Genomic DNA, 24,336 nt, shown 5'->3' on the forward strand with positions numbered 1-24,336 from the left:
TCGTGTCGAGAAGGAGTCGCCCGTGGTGCGCGGAAGTTCACGTTCGAGTGCGCAGAAGGGTCATCCGTTCGGTCGTCGGCCCACCGGTGGGTGGGCCGACGTGATGTGGGACTGGTCGAAGTCCGGCACCCGGCACGCGGCCCGGAACCGGCTGTTGCGCCGGCTGCCCGGGGTCGGATCGGCGACGGCCTACCGATTCGGACTGGTGGAGCGGGCGCACTACGCGTACGGCGTGCGCCGGGCCACCGAGTCGGCCGCGCGCCTGGGGCATCGGGGCGTGACGGTGGTCGAGTTCGGGGTGGCCGGCGGCAACGGGCTGCTGGCGCTCGCCGAGCACGCCCGGCACTACGCCGCCGCCACCGGCGTCACGGTCCGGGTGGTCGGCTTCGACGGCGGGGTGGGCATGCCGCCGGCCAAGGATCCGCGGGACCTGCCCTACCTGTTCGGCCCCGGCTTCTACACGATGGACCACGAACGACTGCGCGCCCGCCTGGGCGACGCCGAACTGGTGATCGGCGACCTCGCCCGGACGCTGCCCGACTACCTCGACACCCGAGCGCTCGAACTCCGGGACCACCCGATCGGGTTCGTCGCCCTGGATCTGGACCACTACACCTCGACCACGACCGCGCTGGAACTCTTCCGCAGGCCCGACCACGAGCACCTGCTGCCCAGGGTCACCTGCTACCTCGACGATCTCCCGGGCACCGTCGAGCAGATCGGCGAGGCCGCCGCGATTGCCGAGTTCAACGCCGCCCACCCGGACCGGGCGATCGGCCGGGTCCTGGGCCTGCGCGCGTTCACCCCCTTCGACCCGCCGTGGGCCGACCAGATCTACGTCCACCACCGCCTGCATCACCCCGACTACGCGCATCTGGAGACCGGCGCCACCGGCGACCAACTCCCCCTGGCGCCCTGACGGTCGATCGACCACCGCCGACGGTGTGCTGCGGGCCGGAGCACGACCCGGCCCGCATCGCCCCGAGCCGGGTCTCCGGCTCAGCCGACCGGCGAGTCGTCGTCCTCCGAGGACGACCCGCGATCACGTGGAGGGGGACCCGGCCGATGACCGGAACGCCAGGCGCTGTAGAGGGCGGCCAACGCCATGGCGACCGCCGCGAGCGAGGTGGCCGGAACGCCGAAGGCGACGAGGACGATTCCGGTGACCAGGACGGCGAGGAACGCGACCAGGTCGGTGTACCGCCGGGGCGGCGAGGGTGGTTCGGTTGTCATTGACGGTGCCTTGTCGACGTCGCGGTGGATGAGAATGGGTTCAGCCTGGACGGGCCACACTCCGTTGCGCCGGCCGGCACGGTGAACCGATCGTTGCCATTCGCCGGCAACGACTGGTCGGGCGGCACCCCACACGGTGAACTGTCCGTTGCCGAACGGACGCAACGACCGCTCGGCCGGACACGGAGGTGGCGATGACGGAAACCGGGCGGGGCCAACTGGTCCCGTTGGGAGCCGACTTGACCGAGGGATCGAGGGTCCTGGCGGAAAGCCTGCGACTGCTCTTCGCGGTCCTGGACGTGTCGATCACCCGATACGCCGCCCGCTGCGCCCGGGACAAGGGAGCGGTCTCGCGCTACCTGAACGGCACCCGGGTGCCCCCCTGGGAGTTCGTGGTGCAACTCCAGGACCACGTGGCCAAACACACGGGCCGGGGGATCACCGCCGAGGCGGCCGCCGACCTCCGGGCCCGGCACCGGGCGGTGTTGCAGGCGCGCAACCCCGACCTTGCCGAGGTGCAACGCCTGAAGGACGCGCTGGCCCTGGCCGACGAGCACGCCCAGCAGGCCCAGTTGCGCGAAAGAATGTTCGACAACGAACTCCGGGATCAACAGCAGCGCGTTGCAGAGCTGCAACGCCAACTCGACGAGCACCGACTGCGCGCCGAGCAATCACGCGTGGCGCAGACCCGGGCGCTGGAGCGCTGGAACGAGGAGAACGCCCGGCTGCAAACGGAGTTGGCCCGGCTGCGCGGCTTGGTGACCGAACTGGAGGCCGAACTGGCCGAGTCGCATCGCCGCGTCCTCGAAGCCGAGAACCACTGCCGCGGCCTCGAACTCCAGCTCGATGCCGCCGAATCCGACCCGAGCGACGACGCGGACCCGGCGGAGCGCGGCGAGTCCGAGGTCGATGTCTGGGACACCTACCGGCGGGAGCGGCGGCACGACGAGTCGCTCACCCGGCCATACGTCCAGGACTTACGCGAACGCCACAGGTACGCCCGCGGAGTCGGCGAATCCGGTGACCCGGCGCGCGCGGCACGGCTGTTCGCCGCGCTGGCCGACGACCTCGCCCAGGTACGGGGCAGCGCGGCGGGCACCACGGTCGAGGCCCGTCGCGAACACGTGCTCTGGACCGAGCGGGCCGGTGACGTGCCCGGAGCGGCGCGGCTCCGGGCCCGGCTCACCGAGGAACTCGCCGGTGTCCGCGGCACGGACGCGGACACCCTCAGGCTGCGCTGGGCCCATGCGCACGAGGCGAAGAACACCGGTCAACTCGGCGAGGGGGCACGCCTGTTCGCCGTGCTCGCCGACGACCTGACGCGGGTGCACGGCAGCGACCACCCCGAGGCACGGAAAGCCCTTCACGAGGAACGGACCTGCGTCGACATGCCGAACACGCCCGCGGTGGAGGCGGCCTGGTCGCAGGTCGAGCAGTCGCGTCGCACATTCGGATCGGACGCGCTGGGTACCCTCCGGGCCCGCCGAGCACACGCGCACGCGCTGGGGCAGGCCGGCCACGCGACGGGGGCGGCACAGGCGCTCGGGGTATTGGTCGAGGACATGACCCGCGTGTACGGAGCCGACCATTTCGACACGCTGAACATTCGCCACGCGCACGCGTTCTGGACCGGCTGCACCGACGACACGACGGCCGCGGTCCGCATATACGAGGAACTCATTCCCGACCTGATCCACCACTGTGGACCCGACCACCGCGACACCCTGGACGCCCGTCGATGGCATGCCGCCTGGCGCAGTCCGACGGCGGCGCCACGCGAGGCACGGGAGTTGTACGCCCTCCTCCTGAAGGACCTGATCGGCTACCGGGGCCACGAACACCCACACACCCTGGAAATCCGGGCGGCCCTCGCCCACTGGACCGGCAAGGCCGGAGCGGTGGGCAAGGCGGCAGAGCTGTACGCGATCCTCGTCCAAGACCTGACGCGCATCCGCGGTGCGGAACACCCGGAAACCCTCCGGGCCCGAAAACAGTGCGCCGCGTGGTCCGAACAACGTTGAAGCCCATACCGAGACAACCGGCGGCCCGGCGCGCCGCCACCGCCGCCCACCCGACACCCGACCGGGCAACCCATGTGACGCCGAGGCCGTCGTCATACGAGGATGTCCGCATGTCAGACACCAGGTCCTCGCTGCCCCGTCAGGTCGCCGACACGTACGTCGACCAGCTCATCGCCATCGACCCGATCACCGGAACCTATCTCGGCGTCCCGGAAAGTTCCGCCAGGCTGCCCGACCTCTCCCCGGCCGGGCGGGAGGCGCGAGCCGACCTGGCGCGGGCCACCCTCGCCAGGCTCGACCGGGCCGAGCAGCAGCCCGGCGCCGAGGGCGACATCGAACGCCGGTGCGCCCGGCTGCTCCGGGAGCGGCTGACCGCGGAACTGGCGGTGCACGAGGCCGACGAGGGCCTGCGCACCGTCGGCAACCTCGGCACACCGCTGCACGACGTCCGCGAGGTGTTCACCGTGACGCCGGCGGAGACCGACGCGGACTGGGCCGCGATCGTCGAACGCCTGCGCGCGGTACCGGACGCGCTGGCCGGCTACCGCGAGTCGCTCGCCCTCGGCCTGGAACGCAAGCTGTACGCGGGCCCTCGACCGACCGCGACGTGCATCACCCAACTCGGCGAGTGGGCCGACACCGACGGCAGCGGCCGAGGCTGGTTCGAGGACTTCGCCGCCGACGGCCCGCAGACCCTGCGCACCGAACTCGACGAAGCCGCCCGCGCCGCCACCGCCGGGGTGGTGGAACTGCGCGACTGGATGCGGGACGTGTACGCACCCGCCGTCGCCGACGCCCCCGACACCGTCGGGCGCGAGCGGTACGCCCTCTGGTCGCGCTTCTTCAACGGCGCGGACCTCGACCTGGACGAGGCGTACGCCTACGGCTGGTCGGAGTACCACCGCCTCCTCGGCGAGATGCGCGAGGAGGCCGAGAAGGTGCTGCCCGGCGCGGCCACGCCCTGGGTCGCACTGGCCCACCTCGACGAGCACGGCACGCACATCGAGGGCGTCGACGAGGTCCGCGCCTGGCTGCAGGGCCTGATGGACCAGGCGATCGAGCGGCTCGACGGCACCCACTTCGAGCTCGCCGAGCGAGTGCGCCGGGTCGAGTCGTGCATCGCCCCGCCCGGGAGCGCCGCCGCGCCGTACTACACGCCGCCGTCCGAGGACTTCACCCGCCCGGGCCGGACCTGGCTGCCGACGATGGGCCTGACCAGCTTCCCGGTCTACGACCTCGTGTCGACCTGGTACCACGAGGGCGTCCCCGGCCACCACCTCCAGCTCGCCCAGTGGGCGCACATCGCCGGCGACCTGTCCCGCTACCAGGCCACCGTCGGCGTGGTGAGCGCCAACGCCGAGGGCTGGGCGCTGTACGCCGAGCGCCTGATGGACGAACTCGGCTTCCTCACCGACGCCGAGCAGCGCCTGGGCTACCTCGACGCCCAGATGATGCGGGCCACCCGCGTCATCGTCGACATCGGCATGCACCTGGAGCTGGAGATCCCGGCCGACTCCCCGTTCCATCCCGGCGAGCGCTGGACGCCGGGCCTGGCCCAGGAGTTCTTCGGCGCGCACAGCAGCCGCCCGGCCGACTTCGTCGAGAGCGAACTCACCCGCTACCTGACCATCCCCGGCCAGGCCATCGGCTACAAGCTCGGCGAACGCGCCTGGCTGCTGGGCCGCGAGAACGCCCGCCGAGCCCAGGGCGCCGCCTTCGACCTGAAGTCCTGGCACATGGCCGCGCTGTCCCAGGGCTCGCTGGGCCTGGACGACCTGACGGACGAACTCTCCGCCATCCCCGCCCCCTAGCCTGCGACCCCACACCAACCACACGGGATCCTCCGACGCCGAACCCGGCTGCGCGGGATCCCGTGTGCGGTGCGGCCACGGCGGACCCGGCGCCGCAGCCGAGCGGGCGTGGTCCGTGCCGTGATCCTCCCGGGTCGCACGCCACCCGGCCCGCCGTGCTCGGCTCGCAGCGCACACCATCCCGTACGGGTGGGGCGGGAGCGGACCTGCGAAGATCGGTACCCCTTCGGCTCGTTCGTTTCGTGTTCGTGCCGTGCATCCGGTTCCAGCGAAGGAGACGACCGTGGCCGACCCCGAGTTCCTGGACGACGACGATGCGGAGTGGAGCCGGCACACCGGCGGTTCCGGGCACGACGGCCGCGAATGGGGGCCCGAGGACGGGGACTTGGCCGCGGCGTTCCATGCGAGTCTCAACGGCAAGTCCAAGTCGCTCTTCGACCTGTTCGTCGACCACCCCGGCCGCCGCCTCACCACCCACGAAATCACCGAACTGCTCCCGGAATTGACCAACCCGCACTCGATCGCCGCCTCGCTCTCCAGTCTCGCGAAGCCGCGCGAGGAAGCCGAACGGCAGTTCCCCTTCCGCTGGTGGAAGGGCGACGGCGCGTCCACCCCCACCCGGTACGCCATGAAGACGAGTGTCAGCCGACTCTTCGCCGCCGCACGCAACTGAACCTCGGGCGTCCGTACGCCCGTTCGTCCCAGGTCCGGGTGAACCCGGCGGCGCCTCGAAAACCTCGCGACAACGTGTCGCGTCGGCAGAGAGCGTGCGCGAACGGCGCGACCGGGTCCGCCCGCCACGGGCCCGACGGTTGCCCGTGACGAGCCCGACGGGCTGCCCATGACGAGGCCGGACGGAGCACGTCAGGAAAGAAGCGAGCGGCCGGTGGGCGCCAGCCGGAACGTCCATGGGGCGGCGATTTGTTCGTGCTCGATTCCCGGCAGGACCTCGTCCCGTGCGAGGGGATGGGCCCGTACCATGGCGAGGTGCCGTCGATGGGCGCTCTCGTCGGGGTACGAGGTGAAGACCGCGGCGACGTTCTCCCCGGTGCGAACCGGCAGCCCGGAGAAGGTGTTGTGCGCGGTCTCGGTGGTGAGTGCGGCGATCGGCGCGGGTCCGGTCCGGTGCAGCAAGGGGAGGAGACCGTCGCGGATCAGTGCGATGCCCTCGTTTCGTCCGGGTGGGAAGGACCACAGGGTGGCGGCGACGAATCGCTCCGGTGTCAGGCTTCCCACCGGGGGCCGGGCGGGCGGCGGGGCGGCGAATGCGCTCCCGTCGGACAGGGGGCGCAGGAGGAGGACGTCGTCGGAGTCGATCATGGTCGCGTTGGCCCGGGGACCGTGCTCGGCCCAGACGGGGCCGCCGTAGAAGGCGGTCAGTGCGCGGTGCCGGACCGCCATGTCCCGGAAGCCGCGCAGCCAGACGAAGTGATCCGGTTCGTCGAGGTCCCGGAACTGGCCGAGTACGACCATCCCGGTCTCTTCCTGGGTTTCGACGAACTCCCGGTCGAACAGCTCGATGAGCTCGTCGCGCCGGCCGGAGCGCAGCGTGTACCGGCGAAGCTCGATCACGGTGAGGCGGTCGACAGGATCGGTGGGTGTCATGGCGGAACTCCTGTTCGGTGCCCTGCTCCGGGCGCGGGTTCTCGGCTCGTTCGGTCGAAGCCGGGCGCGCACCGACAGTGGAAGCCGGGCGCGCACCGACAGTAGGTGAGCCCCGTGCCAGGTACTGTCAGGGTTTCCGGGAGGAATGCGCCCATGTCCGCCGGTCGCCTGCTGTCGATGCTGCTCCTGCTGCAATCCCGCGGCCGCATGTCCGCGCAAGGGCTCGCCGAGGAGCTGGGCGTGTCCGTGCGGACCGCCTACCGTGACCTGGGGCGCCTGCAGAACGCCGGCATCCCGATCCGCGCGGAGCCGGGCCCCGGGGGCGGATACCGGCTCCTCGACGGCTATCGCACCCGGTTGACCGGGATGAGCGAGGGCGAGGCGCGGGCGCTGTTGCTCGCCGGGCTGCCGGGCCCCGCCGCCGACCTGGGGCTCGCCGCGGAGGTGGCGACGGCACGACTGAAGCTGTTGGCGGCGCTGCCGACGGGACTGCGCGAGGAGGCGAAGCGGACCGCGGCGGTGTTCCACCTGGACGCCCCGGGCTGGTATCGGGAGCCCGAACAGACCCCGTACCTGCCCTTGTTGGTAGACGCGGTGCTCGCCCGACGGGTGGTCGCCGTGCACTACCGCCGTTGGCGCGCGCCGCAGGAGGTGCATCGCCGGCTGCGCCCCTACGGCCTGGTCCTCAAGTCCGGCATCCGGTATCTCGTGGCCGCCGCGGACGGCCGCATCGCGACCTATCGGATCTCCCAGGTCCTCGACGCGAGCCTGCGCGACGAGGCATTCGACCGGCCGCGGGACTTCGACCTCGGCGCGTACTGGACCGGGTATCCGGAGGACTTCCGGACCCGCCGCCACATCGGCACGGCCACCATTCGGCTGTCCCCGCAGGGCCGTCGACGCCTGCCCGACAACGTCCCCCCGGAGTTGGTGCGTGCGGTCGACGCCACCGCTACCGCCGTCGGCGACACCGGATGGGTCGAGGCGGTCGTCCCGATCGAGGGCATCGAGCATGCCTGCGGCGAGCTGCTGCGGCTCGGTATCGACGTCGAGGTCGTCGCGCCGGACGAACTGCGCCGGGCGATGGCCGACAAGGTGGGCGTACTGGCCAGAGCCTATGGACTCGCCTGACCCACAGCCGGGTCACATGACGATGACGACCTTCGCGCGGGCGTGCTCCACCTCCAGGTGCCGGATGGCTTCGGCGCCTTCGTCGAACCCGTAGGTGCGGTCGACGGCCGGCACGACCTTTCCCGAGGCGGCCAGTTCCGCCAACGTCGCCAGACTCTCCCGACTCGGCGTCGCCGTCAGCACCTGCACCCGTTGCCGCGCGAAACGCGACACCACCCGTCCCTTGACGAGCAGGCCCATCGGGCCGACCAGGCTGCCGCCTTCGGACATCCCGCCGCCGGAGAGCACGAGGGTGCCCGTCGCGGTCAGCGCGCGCCGGCAGTCCGTCAGGGTCCGGTTTCCCACCAGGTCGAACACCACGTCGTAGGACACGCCGGCCGCGGCGAAGTCCGCCCGGGTGTAGTCGACCACGTGGTCCGCGCCGAGCGACTGGACCAGATCGGCATTCCGAGTGCTGCACACACCCGTCACCTCCGCGCCGAGCACCTTGGCGATCTGAACGGCGAAGGTACCCACACCGCCGGACGCGCCGTTGATCAGCACCCGCTGCCCCGGCCGCACGCCGGCCGCGTCCCGCAGACCCTGCAGCGCGGTGTACCCCGCCAGGGGCAACGCGGCGGCCTGCTCGAAGGTCACGCTCGGCGGCTTGGATGCCACCAGGTCCTCCGGCGCCGAGACGTATTCCGCGAAGGCACCTTCCGCCTCGCCGAACACCTCGTCGCCGGCGGCGAACCCCTGCACCTGCGCGCCGACCGCTTCGACCACCCCCGCGAAGTCGGTGCCCCGGATCCGCGCCTTCGGCCGGGTCGCTCCGAACACCAGCCGCGCGAGGTACGGGTCACCCCGCATGACGTGCCAATCGCGCGCGTTGACCGACGCGGCCCGAACCCGCACCAGCACCTCGCGATCGGCGACCGTGGGCCTGTCCACCTCCCCGACCCGCAACACGTCGGGTGAGCCGTATCGCTCCTGGACGATCGCCTTCATCGCATCTCCGTCCCGTGCGGATGGACGCACCGAACGATCCGCCCGGCCCACTACGACGCTAGGGCAGCGAACTCCGCTTAACCATCGAGGACTTTCCCTAGTGGATCGCCCCCATCGCCCCCATCGCCCCGATCGCCCCGATCGCCCCGAACCCCGACCAGCCGCCCGAACCGGGACTTGCTCGCCGCCCGGGCGAACCGGGCCGTCCGAGCCGGTGGTTCGGGGCACCTCAGCGGAGCACCGGGATGCCGCCGGCCAGGGTGACGCAATAGACGAGCGTGTACAGGGAGTACGTGAGCCGGTCCGCGGCCGGTGTGCGCAGGGTGAGCACCCGCCAGGCGACCGTCCAGGACAGTCCGGCGACCGGGACCAGGCACAGCAGGACCTCGGCGCGGTCCGCGCGCGAGGCGTACAGCAGGATGTGCACGATCGCGGGCATGGCCAGTATCAGAACTGCCAGATATCGGCGACTGGTTCGCTCACCCAGCAGCATGGGGAAGGTGCGCCGGCCGATCATCCGGTCCCCGTCCAGGTCGCGCAAGTCCTGTATCTGCAGGCCGAGTCCGCCCAGGACGACGGCGAGCGTGAGGATCCAGCGCCATGCCGTCGCGTCCAGGGGCGCGATCTGCTGCCAGGCCGCCGCGAGTTGCACGATCGCGCCGGGGACGATGATGGCGTCCCGGGTCGGTCCCCAGCGACTGACCGGGGTGAAGTTGTTCACGACGGTGATCGCCTGCCACAGGAGGGCCCACCACAGCACCCCCAGGGTCCAGCCCAGGAGGGGGAAGACGGCCATCGCGACCAGCCAGCGCCGCCAGGCTCCCGCTCGGCTGACCAGCCCCGAGGCCAGGGGACGGTCGGGTTTGTTGGCCTGGTCCTCGCGAGGGTCGGCGCCGAGCTGGTTGGCGACGCAGAAGATGTAGATGAACAACGTCAGGTAGACCGCCGCGCGGGCCAGCGCCCGACCGGTGGCCGCGGCGTCGGCGTGGCTGTGCGAGGCACCCGCCAGGACGAACAGGCAGCCGGGAAGCAGCGACGCGGTCAGATCACGATAGACGAACCGCCAGGTCACCAGGCCCTCGCGGGTGAACGCCGGGCGTTGCCGGGACGGTGTCGCCGCGGTGGGTGCCCTCATCCGGCACCTCCCTCCTCGTGTGGGCCGGGGTCAGTGGCTGCGACGGATGGTCAGGTCCGCGAGGGCCAGGAGGTCGCCCGCGGCGCTCGGATCGACGCCGGACCGGGCGAGGTGTCCCGACGCTTCGTGCAACTGGCCGGTGGCCCGCTCCAGCGACCAACTCCGGCCGCCACAGCGGTCGATGAGCCGGGCGGCATGCGCCAGGTCGGACAACGACAGCCGGCCCGGTCGGGAGTACAACTCGGCCAACTCGTGGGCGCAGGGCGCTCCGGACCGCAGGGCCGCCACCACGGGCAGCGACTTCTTGCGCGCCGCCAGGTCGGCGTACACGGGCTTTCCGGTGATCGCGGGATCTCCCCAGATGCCGAGAATGTCGTCCAGGAGTTGGAAGGCGACGCCGATCGCCCGGCCGAACCGGTCGAAGCACCGGGCCTGGGCCTCGGTACCGCCGCCGTAGCGAGCGCCCAGCGCACACGCGGAGCCCAACAGCGACCCGGTCTTGCCCTCGGCCATGCTCAGGCATTCGTGCAGCGACACATCGGTGCGCTGCTCGAACGAGCAGTCCTGGTACTGCCCTTCGCACAGTTCGATCTCGCAGGTCGTCAGCGCGCTCTGCGCCATGGAGAGGTGTTCGGCGGGCCCCTCGGCCAAAACGTGCGAGGCGAGCGCCTGGAGCGCGTTGCCGGCCAGCACCGCGTTCGTGGTGCCGAAGACCTTCCAGGCGGTGGCCCGTCCGTGACGCATGGTGTCCCGGTCCATCACGTCGTCGTGCAACAGCGTGAAGTTGTGCACGAGTTCCACCGCCACCGCCGCGGGCATCGCCATCTCGGCGGTGCCTCCGACGGCGGCGGCCGCCGCGAAGACGAGCGCCGGCCGAAGCGCCTTGCCGCCCGCTTCGCCGGGGTGGCCGCGCTCGTCCTGCCAGCCCATGTGGTACTCGGCGGGCCGTCGTACCCCCGGTGGGAGTCCCGAAATGCAGCGGCGCAGTTCCGGGTCGACGATGCGACGGGCCCTCGTCAGAAGCAGACGGCCTGCCTGACGGGGGCAGTCGAGGGACAGGCTTGCGGGCATGGGCATGCGTCGGCTCCAGGTACGGTCACGTCCGCTGGAGATGCAGCGAAGGCCACTCGGTGATCCACCCATAAGATAGGTGATGGCCGAAAAGGGTCATGCATTCTTCTGTGGCCCCTTCGGGTGATACGGGTCCTCGGCGCGGTGCGCGGTGCCGCAACAGCCTCCGCCGGTCGGTTCGTTGCGGCCATCGGTGACCCGGCCGGCGACACGTCGTTAGGCGGTGCATGTACGCCATCGGAACCGTCGACCGCAGCTTCCTGGGCATGCCGGCGACCCAGCCGCCGATCACCGGATTCTTCCTCGACTTCCGGGGAACGCCACCCCCCTTCGAGGCACTGGCCCGGCGTGTCGAGCAGCGGGCAGGTGGGCTGCCCGCTCTGACACACCTGCTCCCCGGGGACGCAAAACGGTGGTGGCCCGTGCGAACCGGCGCCCCGGACCTCGATGTTCATCTACGGCACCAGGTGCTCCCGGCGGGCGACGAGGTTCTCGCCGACGCGTGCGACACGCTCCTGAGCGATCCATTGCCCGGACCCGCGCACCCGCAATGGGACTGCCGGCTGCTCACCCAGGAGTCCGCTCCGGACCGGTTCCGCCTGTGCTTTCGCATCCATCACGCGTTCCAGGACGGCGTCGGCGGGGCGTACAGCACCCTGGCCCTCTTCGCGGACGACCCCGCCGACGGTCCGAGGTTGTATCCGGCGGCCCGCGCCAGTCCCGCGACGATGTTGCGGATCGGTGCGCAGATGTACGCGCCGCTCCTGTCCGCGACCCCCGGATGGGCCGGCCTGCGCCCGCCCGCCGACGACTCCGGGCGGCGTTGGAACCACCACGACGTCCCGACGGCCCGCCTGCGCGACCTCGCCGAGACGCACCACGCCAACGTCAACGACGTCTGCCTGGCCGCCCTCTCGCTCGCCCTGAAGTCCTGGGACGCCGGCCCGGCCCCCGTCCACCCGCCGGAGCCCGCTCACCTCTTGGCGGTCATGTCCACCCGGCAGCCCCACGAAAGGCACGCCCCCGGCAACCGCATCGGCGGATACCGGATCGTGCTTCCCGGCACGGCGACCACCCTCGGCGCGGCGGTCGCCGACGTACGCCGGCAAAGCGATGTGGTGCGCCGCGGCGACCGCCGGGACGCCTTCCGGGCCCTGCTCGGCCTGCCCGCGCTCCTGTGTCCCGGCCCGACGATGTTGCGCACGATGCTCGGACGCCGGGTGTACCCCCTCGCCGCGAGCAGCATCACCTTCCCCGAGACGTTCGGCTGCTTCGGCGCCCGCTTCGACGCGGCCTCGATGTTCGTCAACGTCGGTGACGCGAGCCCGGTGTACGTCTCCTTCACGCGTACCCCAACCACGGTGCGCTGCACCGTGGTTGCCGACCGGCCCCGGGCCCGGGCGATCACCATCCCGCAGCACTGGGCCCGGGTCCTGACCGAGGGAACGCCGTCCGGGAGCGGGTTCAGCGGACCGGCACCGTACGGTCGACGGCCCGCAGACGAAGCGAGTGCGGGCTGATCGTGGCCGCCGCGCGCACCCGTACCGGCCGATCCGACACCGAGGTCAGTCGCCAGCGACGGGTGATGGCGACCAGCGCCAGGACGGCCTCGGTGAGGGCGAACCGGTCGCCGATGCATTTGCGGGCCCCGGCGCCGAACGGCAGGAACGCGTGGCGCGGCGGCGCGGGGCGCGAGGGATCCCACCGGTCGGGATCGAACCGTTCGGGCGCCGGGTAGATGTCGGCCCGGTGGTGGATGAGATAGGGGCTGTACGCGACGACGGAGCCCGCAGCGAACCGGTGGCCCCCCAGGACGGTGTCGGTGGTGACCCGCCGGGTGGTCAGCCACACCGGTGGGTAGAGACGCAAGGCCTCGCGGACGACGCGACCGGTGAACACCGCCCGGTCGGGACACACCCGCCCATCCGGTCCGGCGGGCTCGCAGCCGTCGACCTCCTCGTGCAGGCGGGCCTCGATCTCCGGATGCCGGGACAGCAGATGCAGCACCCACGACAAAAGATTCGCATTGGTTTCCGCGCCGGCAACAAAGAACGTGATCATCTGATCGCTCAGCTCGGCGTCGGACAGCCCACCGCACACCGCGTCTTCGGGACTGCGCGCGCCCATCAACGCGGACAGCAGATCCCCCCGGTCCTCGCCGCGCACGCGATACCCGGCGACGACCTCGTCCAGCACACACCGCAGGCGGGCCTGTGCCGCGTCGTAGCGCCGCTTCCCGGCGGTCGGCAGCCGACCGAGAGCCGGCGGCAGAATCGCCCGCGTGTAGCTCTCCCGCACCACACAGGTGAGGTCTTCGACCGCTCTGTCCACCGCCCCGGGCGACAGCGCGCTGGAGAACATCGTCTCGGCCAGCGTCCGCACCATCAGCGAGAGCATCTGCGGCATCACGTCGAGGATCCCACCATCGCGCCAGCCGTCCACGGCCAGCCGATTCTGACGGACCATCGCGGATGTGTATCCATCCAGTCGCGCGGGTTGGAAAGCCGGCTGGGCCAGCCGCCGCCGACGGCGGTGCGCGTCACGCGGACAGGTGAGCAACCCACCCCCCAACAACTCGCGCGCCCCGTCGTAGGCCGGTCCGCCCTTGTCGAAAGTCCGGTCGTCCAACAGCAGTTGCCGAGTCAGTTCCACATCGCACACCACCACGGTGTCCACCGCACCCAGGCGGATCCGGACCAGATCCCCGTGCGGGGGAAGAGACCTGAGGAACCCGAGCGGATCACTCAACAGTTGCCCACCGTGCCCGACCAACGGCCATCCGCCGGGCGCCCTGGGAATTTCGTCGACCTTCACAACCGCCTGCACCTGTACGCGCTTCTTCCCACGAACCAACCCACCCGAGCGAGCCCGCCGATCGAACCCCGACCGCAACCCCAGCACAACCCGACGCCCGACCCCAACCCCACAGCCGAGAACCACCCGAACGGCACAGCTCCCCGAGCGCCCGGCAGCCGGTTCGACTCCTCGTGCCGTCCCCCGACGAGCAGCCGACCGCCCGAAGCGGGCCGCGCGTCGAGTACGGAGAACTCCCGTGTCGGAGAGGCAGGTTACGGTCTCCGTTCATTGGGGCCGGTCGGAGCACCTTCGAGGTCCGCGGTCATGGGGGGTGGGGCCGGATGGGCACAACCGAATACCGGAAAGTCCACGCAGTGGAAGCCCTGCCGGCAGCCATACCTCACCCCCCTCCCGCGCCCCACCGCAACGCCGAGTTTCACCCCTTGGCGGGACGGCGAAGCCCCGCCGGAACGCGCGGGTTCCGACGGGGCTCGGTCGGGCCCGTCAGGGGCATGGCGGGTGTTCGTGGGCTCGGGGCCTCACATGATGCGGAGGCGTTCCATCGTGCCGTCCTCGGCGCGCAGGAAGATCTCGTAGCCCTCTTCCTGGCGTTCTTCCATGTAGGCGTAGACCTGGACCGCGCGGTTGACGATGTCGCTCTTGTTCATCTCTGTTCGCCGCATCAGATATGTCATCGCCTTTTCCGCAGCCGAGATCAGTGCGACGGAGAAGCGGGCTCGGGCCTGCCTGTCGCCGGAATCCTCCACCGTCGATCCTTCCTTGCCCACGCGTGGTGAGGGTCGCCTCTCGGCTGCCGTTCTCGCGGTCCTCGCGGCCATGAACTCTCCTACCTCAGTGAAATGTTCGCTTCAGGTAGCTATGCAATTGTTGTTCTGATATCTGCCGAGGCGTGGCTAAATCATGTCATGAACGCGCCGTTGGAACGTCGGATCCACGTCGCGAATACGCCCGTCCGAAGGATGCAGGACGTCGATTTGCCGCGATCCGAGCACCCTCGGGGCACCCTTCCGAGGACGCGCGGGCGTCCCGTCGCGGTCCTCTTGGCGTCCTGTGGCGGCAGCTCACGCATCACTCGGATGTGTGATTGCTGCGATAGGTATGTTCGAGCGAAGCTGGACTGCAACCTCGACACTCGGCCGAACCCCCACCGGAGCCCCCTCCGACGCGCCGGGGTTCGAGCACTTTCCCAAAGATCTTGAAACCCGGAGTGGACGCAACGCGCCGCGCAAACGGGATAACGACGAAGGCATTTCACGCCTCCTGCGCGCCCCGGGCGTACGCCCGGTTTATCCGTAGGTCGCGTGCATCAACCGTTCGGAAGGATCGCCCCCGTGACAGGCACCACCTGGCCCGCCGGAGCCGGGAACCTCCAGCTCCTCATAGGCGTACTCGCCGTCCTCCGCGTCAAGACGGCCGGAGCACCCGCACCGCGCCCGACCGGTGCGTCCCGGCATCGCGGCCGCCCCGGGTGCGGCCTGCGCGCCACGCGCTCCGCGCGCGGGAAGGGCGGCGGACGATGAGCGAATCCCCCGAACGGATCGAGGTCTACTGGTTCGACCCCACCGACGCGGAGATCCGCGCGCTGGGCCTGGAACCGATCGACGTCCTCCATGGCCTCGACGACCTCGACGTGTTCGCCGGCATCGACCCGGCCGACCCCTTCGCCACCCCGGACCCCGCGGCCGAACCGCCCGCCCCCGGCGTCGAACCCGACCATGCCCGGCCGGACCCGGACGGATCCCTCGACGTCGACCTGACCGACCTCCTGCGCAACGACTACCACGCGTTCGCCCGGACCCACCTGCCGATCCTGACCCGCCTCGCCTACCGATTCCTGGAATCCGTGGACGACGCCGTCCAGGCCGTCGAGGACGTCATGGTCGTCGTGGACCGCCGCTGGGACGAACTCCTGCGCTCCCCGGGCCCACCCGTCGACGCCGTCGTCAAACTCCTGATGGAGCACCTGGACGACCACGCCGCCCGCTGCGCCCGGGTCAGACACGCCATGGCGCCCCACCGCAACGCCGACGAGGGCCCGCGACTGCCGGTCGAACTGCCCTGGGCCGACGAGTTCGTCGACTTCGCCCGCGCCTACCGGCCCACCCTGACCTCGCTCGCCCGCAGACGGCTGGGCTCGCTGCACCAGGACGCCGAGGACGTCGTCTCCGAGGTGATGCTCGCCATGTGCGTGCGCTGGAACCTTCTGGTCCAACACCCGAGCCCACCCCAGGCCCTGGCCTACCGCATGCTCAAGGGCAAGGCCGTCGACTGGCAGCGCCGCGCCGTCCACCGCCGCGAGGTCAGCGTCGACTTCACCGCCCCCTCGGCTCCCACGGGCGCCCGCGTCGACACCGCAGGCGATCCCGCCACCTTCGTCCCCGACCTGCACACCGTCCACCGCGCGATCTCGCTGATGCCCCGCAAACGCGGAGTCTGCGCCTGGCTGCACCTGGTCGTGGGCGTCCCCACCGCCGAGGTCGCCGACTACCTGGGGATCACCATCTCCACCGTCCGCTCCCACATCCACGCCGCCCGCCGGGAACTCACCGCCGCGCAGCACGGAACCATCCCCTACGACCCCGTCCGACCCAACCCTCCCGAGGGAAAGACGACATGAATCCTCTCGAACACGCACTCCACGAGCAACGCCGAGCACTCGACGAGGCGTTCGCCGACTACGACCCGGCCGCCGCGGTCCAGCGCCTGGCGTCGCGCGTCGTGCAGGAACGGCTCGCCGCCGAGCTGATCCGACCGACCCCGCCCCGTGCTCCGTCCGCGGGCGACGCGGGCGTCGACGAGACGGTCCGCACCCGGGCGGCCGTCGAACTGGAGCACCTGTGCCGGCTGGTCGTCGCCCGCCTCGACACCACCGCCCTGTTGAGCGACTTCGTCGACCACCGCACGCCGGCCGGAGCCGTCGTGTTCGGCTGCCTGCTCTACCTGACCGGTCGGACCGAACCGGCCGCGTTCTGGTGGCGCTTCGGCGCGGGCGCCGAGGACGCGGAGGCGATGCGCTTCCTGGTCCTGCACCACTGCGTCGAGAACGATCGCTACGACGCGGCGTGGTGGACCCGGCGCATGCCCGACGCCGACCCCCCTACGCGCCCGGCGTCCGATGATTCGGATCCGGCCGCCGACACCTACGTCGCGCGCGTGGAACCGGGGATAAGAGGCGTGGAGGATCCCGACTACGGGGAGGTCTGCGTGCCGCACGCGTGGCTCAAGTCGCGTGTGCAGGCACCCGTCGAGCACTCGCCGCGGCCGGGGCCGCGCGCGTCCTGCCCGACGCCCAACTGACGGCGGAGCGCGACCGGGGGACGCGCGATGCCGGACGGCGCACCGTCCGGCATCGCCCCTCGGGCGAGCCCGCGGGAGAGCCGGCCGGGGGAAATGAACGAGCCCCGCCGGTCCCTCTTCCGGCGGGGCTCGTCCGAACGTTCCACGTGTCGAAGCCCGTCGAGTCGTCGGGCCGTCGACAGTCGTCGTCAAGGTCTTGTCGATGTCACATGATGCGCAGGCGTTCGATGTTGCCGTTCTCGTCGTGCAGGAAGAGGTCGTAGCCCTCTTCCTGCCGTTGCTCCAGGTACGCGTACACCTGGAGGGCACGGTTGACGATGTCGTTCTTGTTGAGTTCGGTGCGTTGTAGTAGGTATGTCATCGACTTCGCAGCCGCCGAGATCAACGCGACGGAGAACCGCGGTCGCGCCAGCCTCTCGTCCGTGCCCTCCAACGTTTCCACCCCCTGGCTCGGTGGCAGCTCTCGCTGCTCGGCTGTGTGTGTGGACTTCGCGGTCACTTGCTCTCCTCGCCGCCGGTGAGATGCCCGCTATCAACAACCTTGGGTGTCTTGCCCCCATAAAAGGCAAGGCGCCCCTAAATCATGTCACGCCCCGCCTGAGATTGCATCATCAGGACACCAGGTTTACATCATCCAGGCGGCTGGGAATGGCTGAATCGCAGTCCTGGCGGTGCTCAGATGCACCAGACACGTGTCAATCAGGTGCGTGTCGGGTGCATCGTCGGCCGTCGGGAAGCTAGACTCCGAAACGGAGGGGTAGCAAAAGGCGAACACAGGGCACTTCTTCGTGATCGATCATGGAGCGGCGAATAGGTCTCCATGTCCGCACCGGAAGGGCCTCTTGCACCCCATCGGTACCTACCTGCAGGTTTCCAACCTTTGCTGCAACTGGTTGACCTAGGAAGGATCGACTCCCGTCGATGGACAGTTCCACTCACTCCGTCCCCTCGGACGGAACCCCGGAAGAACGACCCGCGCTGTCGCCCGAAGTGCACTTCGAGCGCGAGCGGGAGAACTGCCGCATTGTGTACGCCCGCGGAGACCACCAACTCTCCTACGACGGACGCCCCGAGCACTCGGAACAGGCACTGCGCGCCGCCGTGGTGATAACGGCCATGCTGACCACCGTCGGCGGCCCCACCCTGCTCGTAACCCTGCTCGGGGACCACGCGCCCTGGGAGGTGACCGCAACCCTCGCGGTCTGCCTCATGTTGCTGCCGCTGTTCTACGTCCTCCACGGGACGCGACGCCGGCGGTAGACGCGGCACGGAACCCATGTTCACGACGAGCGAGTAGGAGAACAATCGAAGGCACCGGAAAACCCGACCGGCCCAACACGCGACCTCGATCGCCTCTCTTGCAGCAGGGTGGGCCCGCATAGACGGAACGCCCCGCCGGCCGACCGGCCGACCGGCGGGGCAAGGCGGTCGACACCCGCCTGCTCGGCCTTCGGGATCCCGCCCGACCGCCGACCGCACGAAGATGAAACCCGGCACCGGGGCGGCGCCGGGAGCTGATCGGCGAACTCGCCCAACCGGTGGGCGCGCATCCGCTACGAGAGACCTTCCGGGGCCTAACCGATGGTCGCGTTGTATCCGAGCGACCGGCAGGCCGAGGCATTCGACGCCTTCCGCGCATGGTGCGCGTTGTCGCGGGAGCAACTCGGGGTCGATCTCGCGGCCGGGCAGGGCGACTTCGGGCTCGCGTGAGGAGATCGCAACACGGTGTCCGACGCCCGCCGGTCCGGCCGGCCGTACCTCCGCCCGGGATCCTCGCTCCCCGTGTGCCGACACTGCAAGGCAACTCCCTTTCATTGCAAGCCCTTTTTGGTTCCGGCGACCCTCACCGAGTGGCTATACGAGGGCGGCATCGCGGATCCCGCCCGCGAGCCGGGCGCTCGGCCCGCCCGCTCGGGGCGTTCGCTCGCGCCCCGGAGCGGAACCGGAATCGGCGATGGATGACGAGCGCTTTGGCACGTGCTAACTTTTTTTGGCAGGTGCCTAGGTAAGGAGGGCGCATGACAGCTACCGAGTCAGCGGGAGATCGGCTGCTCCTGGTGTTGGCCACGCTGGCCAACCCGCACCGATTGCGGGTACTTGGAGCCCTCACCGGCCAACGGCAGTACGTGAGCGAACTGGCGCGCGAGCTCGGGGTGAGCCGGCCCCTGCTCCAGGTGCATCTGCGCAAACTCGAACACGCCGGGCTCGTCTCGGCCTCGATCGAGGTCTCGGAGGACGGCAAGGCGATGAAGTTCTACGAAGTCGTGCCCTTCGACGTCCGGCTGACGCCGCAGGCGATCGCCGAGGCGGTCGCCACTCTCGACACGACAGTGAAAGGAGCAAACGCATGAGCTCCAGCGACTGGCAGGAGGTCATCGGTGTCATCGGAGTCTTCGCTCTGGTGACCAGCGTGATCACGGTGGGTATCTGGCAGCTCGCCGCGACGTGGCGGGCCAAGGCCCAGCTTGCCCGGGAAGGCGAGTACCGCTCCATTGCCGACCGGGCCGTTCTGGCACAGGAGGGAACGGAGCGTCAACTGACCGCCATCACCGACCAGTTGACGCAGGCCAGGGGCCAACTCGAGACGGTGCAGGACCGACTGGAGTCGGTCGAGCGGATCCTCAAGGAAGTCGAGTAACCAACCTGTTCCAGGTCGCCGAGCGACAACTCGGCGACCTGGTGCGAACAAGCGTCACCTCGCCCGAGGGCGAAGTTCTGCGGATCACTCCCCCTTCGACCTTGCGGGACGACGCGCCGCTGCCCGTCCGGCTGTTGCGCACGTCGGCGGATGCCGGGGCTGATCATGGAGCGCTACCGCGCGACCGGCGAGACAGCCAAGGTCGACCTGGAGTTGCAGGTCGACGAGGGCGCGGGCGCGTTTCGGGGGCAGTTCGTCCACGCGGTCTCGCTCTTCGACGCCGATACGGTGCGTCGCATGGTTCGGCACTTCGAATGGATCATGGACCGGCGCCGTCGAGAACGAAAACGCACCCGTGTCCCGGATCGCGGTCCTGGACGAGACCGAGTGCGCTCTCCTCGTGGGCGAACCCGCGCATGCGGAACCGGCGTGGTGGCGGGCGACACCTCGCTGTCGTACCGCGAGGTCGATATCCGGGCCAACCGGCTGGCGCACCGGTTGCGACGCCTCGGCGCCGGCCCCGATTCGCTGGTCGGTGTCTGCCTGGAACCCGGCCCGGACCTGATCCCGACACTGCTGGGCATGCCGTAGTCCGGCCGCAGGCGCATACAACCAACTCTGGTCCACCCCCACCTTCGCCGCCCGGCGCGGAACCACCACCCCGACCCCGCCCATCCACCACCCCCGGGCGGGGCCGGCAGCCCCCCGGCGACGCCGCCGGGCGGCGAAAGTGCCCCGGGCACTGCGCAGTGCCCGAACGTCTGCGACCGCACATGTGAGGAGGTGCCGCCCAACTGCTACCGCTTCGGCCCGATCGAGGATCCGATCACCATTGCCTTCTCGCTCCGGAGGGGCCGCGCCCCTCGCAAGACCCTCCGCGCCCGCCCGACGCACCACGACCCGGCCGCAAGTCTTCACGCGGACGACCCGCCGGGCACCGGGGACGCCGTCGCGCCGTGAGCGTGCGGCGCCGTGTGCGATCAGGCGTACACCCGCACGGAGTTCGTCGACGTGAGGCTCGTCCACAGGCCCGAGTTGCAGTTGTTGATGTCGACGTCCCACGCCACGTTCCCCGTGCCGTCCCGCCCCGTGAACCCCTTGACCCCCGCACCGCCCGTCTGGCAGTTCACCACGGTGTAGTCGCCGATGAGGTTGGCTACGTTGTACGTGCCGTAGCGGTAGAAGCTGTACACCATGGGGTGGTTGGGGCTGTCGTCCCAGATGTCGCCCTTGTAGATGCAGACATAACCCGAGTCACAGCCGGACGTGCGCATCGAGGGCACGACGGTCGTCGCTGCCGCCGAAGCGGACGCAGCGAAAGTCACCGGCACGGCTGACCCGAGACTCGCGAGGAGCATCACCAAGGCACGGTGCCTGAGAGCCTTCCGACGGGATCGAAGAGAAATCCGGTTGACGTTCATGCACGCTCTCCCATTTCTTCCGGCAGGAATCGGCCCGTCCGGCAGCAAGACGGGCATTCACACACTGGATCCTGTGCCCGGCTCGACACCATCCCCCAACGGAGTGGTTCAAAGTCGGTCGGAATACGAGCGAAGCGCGCCACACGCCGGCGACGGATGGCGGACGAGTTCGGGTGATGTGGATCGTCGCGGCAGCCCCGGGCGACACGAGGAACGCACGCCACTGGCACCCGGCCGCCCGCCCTACCCCCGCGTCGGACGGCTTCCACAAGGTGCCCCGGCCGACCCACCTGCGCGGGGTGCGGTGGTCGGTCGGTGGTCGCCGAGGATCATCAGGGTGCGTACGCCGCCGGCCAGGGTGTCGATGGCCGGGGCGCGAATGCTCACCAACGCGGCACGGTAGGCGCGGAGTTCGCTCCGGCTGCAGAACAGGGCGCCGAACTCCGGCGGTTCTTGGGAACTGCGCGGTCGAGAAACCCTCCCGGCCCTACCGGGTGGTCTCCGATCGGGGCTGTTGCGTGGTGGCACCCGCACCGTCGTTCCCGACCTGCTGTCGTTCGAAATCGTGCGGCGCCAGGCCGGCAAGTCGCCCCGATCCGGGACCCGCTGGGGTGGCGGCGCACCCGTGGCCTGCCCCGGGAGGGCTTGCCAGGACCGGGAGTACGAGAACGGCGGCTGTGGCGCCCCACCCGAAGGCGACCTCCGATGCCGCTGCTGCGCCCGAAACCGGGAGGATGTCCGACCGGACAGCGACGCCGCGCACGGGCCGGAACGCCGGCCGCGCCTACGCCCGGAGCTGTCCTGGGCCTGCCGCTTCCCCATCCCGGACCGCAGGTGATGGGGACATGCGACGACTGTGACCGTGCGCGGCCCGGAGTTCGCGGCGTCGATCCGTGCCGCGAATGCCACGAGGGCCGACCGGCGATGGCGTCGTGAGCGCGCACCGGAACCACTCCGCGAACCCACCGCAGCAGCCTGCTCGGCCCACCCTCCCGCAGCCGGCAAGCCGGCAAGCCGGCAAGCCGGAACGGAACCGCGAGGCGCATCCGTTCCCCAAGGCGACCGCGTTCGCCGGATCGCGCGCGCCGCGCCGGCAGCCAACACCGCGACGCACGGGCCACGTTCGCCGTTCGGGGCACGCTTTGGCCCGTTCCATCCGACCATCCGTGGCCATGGCTCGCGCCTTGTCGTCTCCCCGGTGAGGTCGGCGACTTGATGCGCGAGGTGTCGAACGGACCAACCACGGCCACCGTGCCGACGGGCCCGCTTCGGTTCGCGGTTCGCTGGTGCGGGGAGACGGAAGCCGCCTACACCCGGATCGGTGACCCACTGCTGCGGGAAGCCGAGGGCTCGCGGTGGCCTGTGGATGGCCGACCGCCTGTTTCGGTCCGTCGGTCCGTCGGCGCCGAGACCGGCGACACCCCGCTGGGCGCGCACCGCCTGGCCACCGCCCTCGGGCGGCACGACCCCACCTTCCCCGGCCCGGCCCACGACGAGGCCGAAGCAGCCGCCCGTCTGCACCGGCTCCCGAGGATCACGGCCTGGAGCCCCTTGCGGGGCTGCCAGGGGTCTCCGCCAACTGCTGTGGACCAGCGCCCCCAAGGCTACGGAGGACTCGAACTCGTCCTGACCCACCAGGAATTGTCGAACCTCGGCGGGTCTCCCGGATCAAGGCCGCGATGGACGACGCGGCTCGGTCGATGAACCGGGTACCGGTCGTCATCCACCGGAGAACCTCGGCCTCGAACATCGGAATCGGCATCGCGGAAACGCGCGACGTCCCGAACCGCCATCACGTGGATGATCGGTACCGTGAAGGCTTCTCGGCGAACGCCGGAGCGACAAACGCGGAAGTTCCGCGAACTCCTCACCACGGGCGGCATTCCGCTCCGACGGCGCCGCCCCGTACAGACACTCCGAACGCTGCCGACGGCCACCACCACCGCCGCCGCTCCGGCGCGACTTCGCCCGCCCACCCCAGGCGGAGAGCACCGATTCGATGATGTCGCGCGTGGGGCGTGGCGGTCGTCGACGAACGACTCCTCCGACGCGAAGAGCTTGGCCGAGGGGTCCCGGCGGGTCGGATACGAGCACCTCACGACGATGACGGTCAACGGCAGGCAGGTCTACCGGATGGGTCGGCCGCAGTCCGGGGAGTCCATCCCGTACTTCCACGCGCACGGAACCTCGACGGTGTCGGCCGGGGTGTCAGCGGCCTCGCCCCGGGAGCAGAGGCTGGACCATCCCGGCGCGCGATGCCGGCGGGGCGTCGGCCATGCTGTGCGCGTGGAGTACGTGTCCAGAGTGCCGCGACCGCCGCTGGACGGGCTGATCGACGACCTCTACTACCTGGAGGGTGCGTCGCCGTACGCCCGGCTGACGCTGCCGCCGATGCCGTCGGCGTTGCTCATCGTCAACCTCGGGGCGCCGTTCCGCATCCGCGCCGGCACCGACATCGAGACGGCCGAGTACGCCGACGGCTGCGTGGTCACCACGCCCACCCGCGCGTTGGAGTTCGGCTACCCACCCCGGACCCGGTCCGTCGGCGTGCACTTCAAGCCGTGGGGGCCGGCACCGTTCCTGCCGATGCCCGCGGCCGAGCTGTGTGACCGGCCGGTGACGGTGGAGCAGGTTTGGGGCCGGCCCGCCATAGCCGAGCTGCGAGACCGGCTGGCCACGGCGGACGGACCGCACGAGATGCTGACACTGCTCGAGGAGGAGCTGAGGCGACGGCTGCGCGAGACCGCCGGCTTGGGGCTGGTCCGCCATACGAGCAGCGTCATCGCGGCGACCGGCGGGGCGGTGGCGATCGGCGACCTGAGCGTGGCGGCCGGTGTCAGCAGTACTCATCTGGCACAGCGGTTCAAGGAGCTCGTCGGCGTCACGCCGAAGCGGCTGGCCCGCACTCACCGCTTCGCCGCCACCGTGTTCGCGATCGACCCCGCCGGACCGATCGACTGGGGCGACGTCGCCGGTGGCGCCGGCTACTTCGACCAGGCGCACTTCGGCCACGAGTTCCGGGCGTTCACCGGGCTCACGCCGACCCGGTACATCGAAGTCCGGCGGCGGTTCCTGCGCGAACATCCCGGCCACGCACTGGACCGCTGGCCACTGCCGGCCGATTGATTTCTTACAAGAGCGACAGCTCACGACACGCTAATTTGAGGGC

Annotated in this window: 23 protein-coding genes; 14 read left to right on the plus strand and 9 right to left on the minus strand. The window is 70.5% G+C overall.

Going from position 1 to position 24,336, the window contains the following annotated elements:
* The first annotated feature begins 22 nt into the window (after positions 1 to 22).
* On the plus strand, positions 23 to 919 hold the full coding sequence (locus ACH4U8_RS23720) for a hypothetical protein (RefSeq protein WP_395779959.1): 897 nt from the start codon (positions 23 to 25) through the stop codon (positions 917 to 919).
* 80 nt (positions 920 to 999) lie between these two features.
* Here the strand turns inward: ACH4U8_RS23720 and ACH4U8_RS23725 are convergent, their stop codons facing one another.
* Positions 1,000 to 1,233, minus strand: a complete 234-nt coding sequence (locus ACH4U8_RS23725) for a hypothetical protein (protein WP_360315031.1) — start codon at positions 1,231 to 1,233, stop codon at positions 1,000 to 1,002.
* A gap of 194 nt (positions 1,234 to 1,427) precedes the next feature.
* Here ACH4U8_RS23725 and ACH4U8_RS23730 point away from each other — a divergent pair, with 194 nt between their 5' ends.
* The 3 genes from ACH4U8_RS23730 to ACH4U8_RS23740 all read left to right on the plus strand — a co-directional run bounded on the left by ACH4U8_RS23730 (position 1,428) and on the right by ACH4U8_RS23740 (position 5,738).
* Complete coding sequence (locus ACH4U8_RS23730; RefSeq protein WP_395779961.1) at positions 1,428 to 3,254, plus strand: hypothetical protein; 1,827 nt, start codon at positions 1,428 to 1,430, stop codon at positions 3,252 to 3,254.
* Positions 3,255 to 3,364: 110 nt separating this feature from the next.
* Positions 3,365 to 5,065, plus strand: coding sequence for a DUF885 domain-containing protein (locus tag ACH4U8_RS23735; protein WP_395779963.1), 1,701 nt, complete (start codon positions 3,365 to 3,367; stop codon positions 5,063 to 5,065).
* Between the two features lie 283 nt (positions 5,066 to 5,348).
* Positions 5,349 to 5,738 (plus strand): DUF6416 domain-containing protein, encoded by a 390-nt coding sequence (locus ACH4U8_RS23740; protein ID WP_395779965.1) that lies wholly within the window; start codon positions 5,349 to 5,351, stop codon positions 5,736 to 5,738.
* A 191-nt stretch (positions 5,739 to 5,929) separates the two neighbouring features.
* Here ACH4U8_RS23740 and ACH4U8_RS23745 read toward each other — a convergent pair whose 3' ends face one another.
* On the minus strand, positions 5,930 to 6,670 hold the full coding sequence (locus ACH4U8_RS23745; RefSeq protein ID WP_395779967.1) for an NIPSNAP family protein: 741 nt from the start codon (positions 6,668 to 6,670) through the stop codon (positions 5,930 to 5,932).
* Positions 6,671 to 6,823: 153 nt separating this feature from the next.
* Between ACH4U8_RS23745 and ACH4U8_RS23750 the strand changes: the two genes are divergently transcribed.
* Positions 6,824 to 7,801: a helix-turn-helix transcriptional regulator gene (locus tag ACH4U8_RS23750; protein ID WP_395779969.1), complete on the plus strand. Its 978-nt coding sequence runs from the start codon at positions 6,824 to 6,826 to the stop codon at positions 7,799 to 7,801.
* 12 nt (positions 7,802 to 7,813) lie between these two features.
* Here the strand turns inward: ACH4U8_RS23750 and ACH4U8_RS23755 are convergent, their stop codons facing one another.
* From ACH4U8_RS23755 to ACH4U8_RS23765, 3 genes are all read right to left on the minus strand, one after another.
* Positions 7,814 to 8,788: an NAD(P)-dependent alcohol dehydrogenase gene (locus tag ACH4U8_RS23755; protein WP_395779971.1), complete on the minus strand. Its 975-nt coding sequence runs from the start codon at positions 8,786 to 8,788 to the stop codon at positions 7,814 to 7,816.
* A 229-nt stretch (positions 8,789 to 9,017) separates the two neighbouring features.
* Positions 9,018 to 9,923, minus strand: coding sequence for a UbiA family prenyltransferase (locus ACH4U8_RS23760; protein ID WP_395779973.1), 906 nt, complete (start codon positions 9,921 to 9,923; stop codon positions 9,018 to 9,020).
* Between the two features lie 30 nt (positions 9,924 to 9,953).
* Complete coding sequence (locus ACH4U8_RS23765; protein WP_395779975.1) at positions 9,954 to 11,000, minus strand: polyprenyl synthetase family protein; 1,047 nt, start codon at positions 10,998 to 11,000, stop codon at positions 9,954 to 9,956.
* A 221-nt stretch (positions 11,001 to 11,221) separates the two neighbouring features.
* Between ACH4U8_RS23765 and ACH4U8_RS23770 the strand changes: the two genes are divergently transcribed.
* Positions 11,222 to 12,514: a wax ester/triacylglycerol synthase domain-containing protein gene (locus ACH4U8_RS23770; protein ID WP_395779977.1), complete on the plus strand. Its 1,293-nt coding sequence runs from the start codon at positions 11,222 to 11,224 to the stop codon at positions 12,512 to 12,514.
* Here ACH4U8_RS23770 and ACH4U8_RS23775 read toward each other — a convergent pair.
* Complete coding sequence (locus ACH4U8_RS23775; RefSeq protein WP_395779979.1) at positions 12,459 to 13,742, minus strand: cytochrome P450; 1,284 nt, start codon at positions 13,740 to 13,742, stop codon at positions 12,459 to 12,461. The genes ACH4U8_RS23770 and ACH4U8_RS23775 overlap by 56 nt on opposite strands.
* A 587-nt stretch (positions 13,743 to 14,329) precedes the next feature.
* Positions 14,330 to 14,473 carry a hypothetical protein gene (locus ACH4U8_RS23780; RefSeq protein ID WP_395779981.1) on the minus strand — a complete coding sequence of 48 codons (144 nt, stop codon included), beginning with the start codon at positions 14,471 to 14,473 and terminating at the stop codon, positions 14,330 to 14,332.
* A gap of 854 nt (positions 14,474 to 15,327) precedes the next feature.
* Here ACH4U8_RS23780 and ACH4U8_RS23785 point away from each other — a divergent pair.
* Positions 15,328 to 16,428: an RNA polymerase sigma factor gene (locus tag ACH4U8_RS23785; protein WP_395779983.1), complete on the plus strand. Its 1,101-nt coding sequence runs from the start codon at positions 15,328 to 15,330 to the stop codon at positions 16,426 to 16,428.
* A complete protein-coding gene (locus ACH4U8_RS23790) occupies positions 16,425 to 17,108 on the plus strand; it encodes a hypothetical protein (protein WP_395779985.1) in 684 nt (227 codons plus the stop codon). Before ACH4U8_RS23785 ends, ACH4U8_RS23790 begins: the two co-directional genes overlap by 4 nt.
* A gap of 205 nt (positions 17,109 to 17,313) precedes the next feature.
* Here the strand turns inward: ACH4U8_RS23790 and ACH4U8_RS23795 are convergent, their stop codons facing one another.
* The gene (locus ACH4U8_RS23795) at positions 17,314 to 17,469 is read right to left on the minus strand and encodes a hypothetical protein (RefSeq protein ID WP_395779987.1); all 156 of its coding nucleotides are present in this window, start codon (positions 17,467 to 17,469) and stop codon (positions 17,314 to 17,316) included.
* A 560-nt stretch (positions 17,470 to 18,029) separates the two neighbouring features.
* Here ACH4U8_RS23795 and ACH4U8_RS23800 point away from each other — a divergent pair.
* From ACH4U8_RS23800 to ACH4U8_RS23820, 5 genes are all read left to right on the plus strand, one after another.
* Positions 18,030 to 18,368, plus strand: coding sequence for a hypothetical protein (locus ACH4U8_RS23800; RefSeq protein WP_360315009.1), 339 nt, complete (start codon positions 18,030 to 18,032; stop codon positions 18,366 to 18,368).
* 321 nt (positions 18,369 to 18,689) lie between these two features.
* A complete protein-coding gene (locus ACH4U8_RS23805) occupies positions 18,690 to 18,818 on the plus strand; it encodes a BTAD domain-containing putative transcriptional regulator (RefSeq protein WP_360315007.1) in 129 nt (42 codons plus the stop codon).
* A 308-nt stretch (positions 18,819 to 19,126) separates the two neighbouring features.
* The gene (locus tag ACH4U8_RS23810; RefSeq protein ID WP_360315005.1) at positions 19,127 to 19,459 is read left to right on the plus strand and encodes a winged helix-turn-helix domain-containing protein; all 333 of its coding nucleotides are present in this window, start codon (positions 19,127 to 19,129) and stop codon (positions 19,457 to 19,459) included.
* Positions 19,456 to 19,746, plus strand: coding sequence for a hypothetical protein (locus ACH4U8_RS23815; protein ID WP_395779989.1), 291 nt, complete (start codon positions 19,456 to 19,458; stop codon positions 19,744 to 19,746). Before ACH4U8_RS23810 ends, ACH4U8_RS23815 begins: the two co-directional genes overlap by 4 nt.
* Positions 19,747 to 19,896: 150 nt before the next feature.
* Positions 19,897 to 20,337 (plus strand): AMP-binding protein, encoded by a 441-nt coding sequence (locus ACH4U8_RS23820; RefSeq protein WP_395779991.1) that lies wholly within the window; start codon positions 19,897 to 19,899, stop codon positions 20,335 to 20,337.
* Between the two features lie 389 nt (positions 20,338 to 20,726).
* Here ACH4U8_RS23820 and ACH4U8_RS23825 read toward each other — a convergent pair whose 3' ends face one another.
* Entirely contained in the window at positions 20,727 to 21,167 is a 441-nt protein-coding gene (locus tag ACH4U8_RS23825) for a hypothetical protein (protein WP_395779993.1), read from the minus strand.
* 2,286 nt (positions 21,168 to 23,453) lie between these two features.
* On the opposite strand from ACH4U8_RS23825, the gene ACH4U8_RS23830 reads away from it, so the two are divergent.
* On the plus strand, positions 23,454 to 24,293 hold the full coding sequence (locus ACH4U8_RS23830; RefSeq protein ID WP_395779995.1) for a helix-turn-helix domain-containing protein: 840 nt from the start codon (positions 23,454 to 23,456) through the stop codon (positions 24,291 to 24,293).
* Positions 24,294 to 24,336: the final 43 nt, after the last annotated feature.

The sequence above is a fragment of the Embleya sp. NPDC020886 genome, from assembly GCF_044333915.1.
In the GTDB taxonomy this organism is placed as follows: Bacteria; Actinomycetota; Actinomycetes; order Streptomycetales; family Streptomycetaceae; genus Embleya.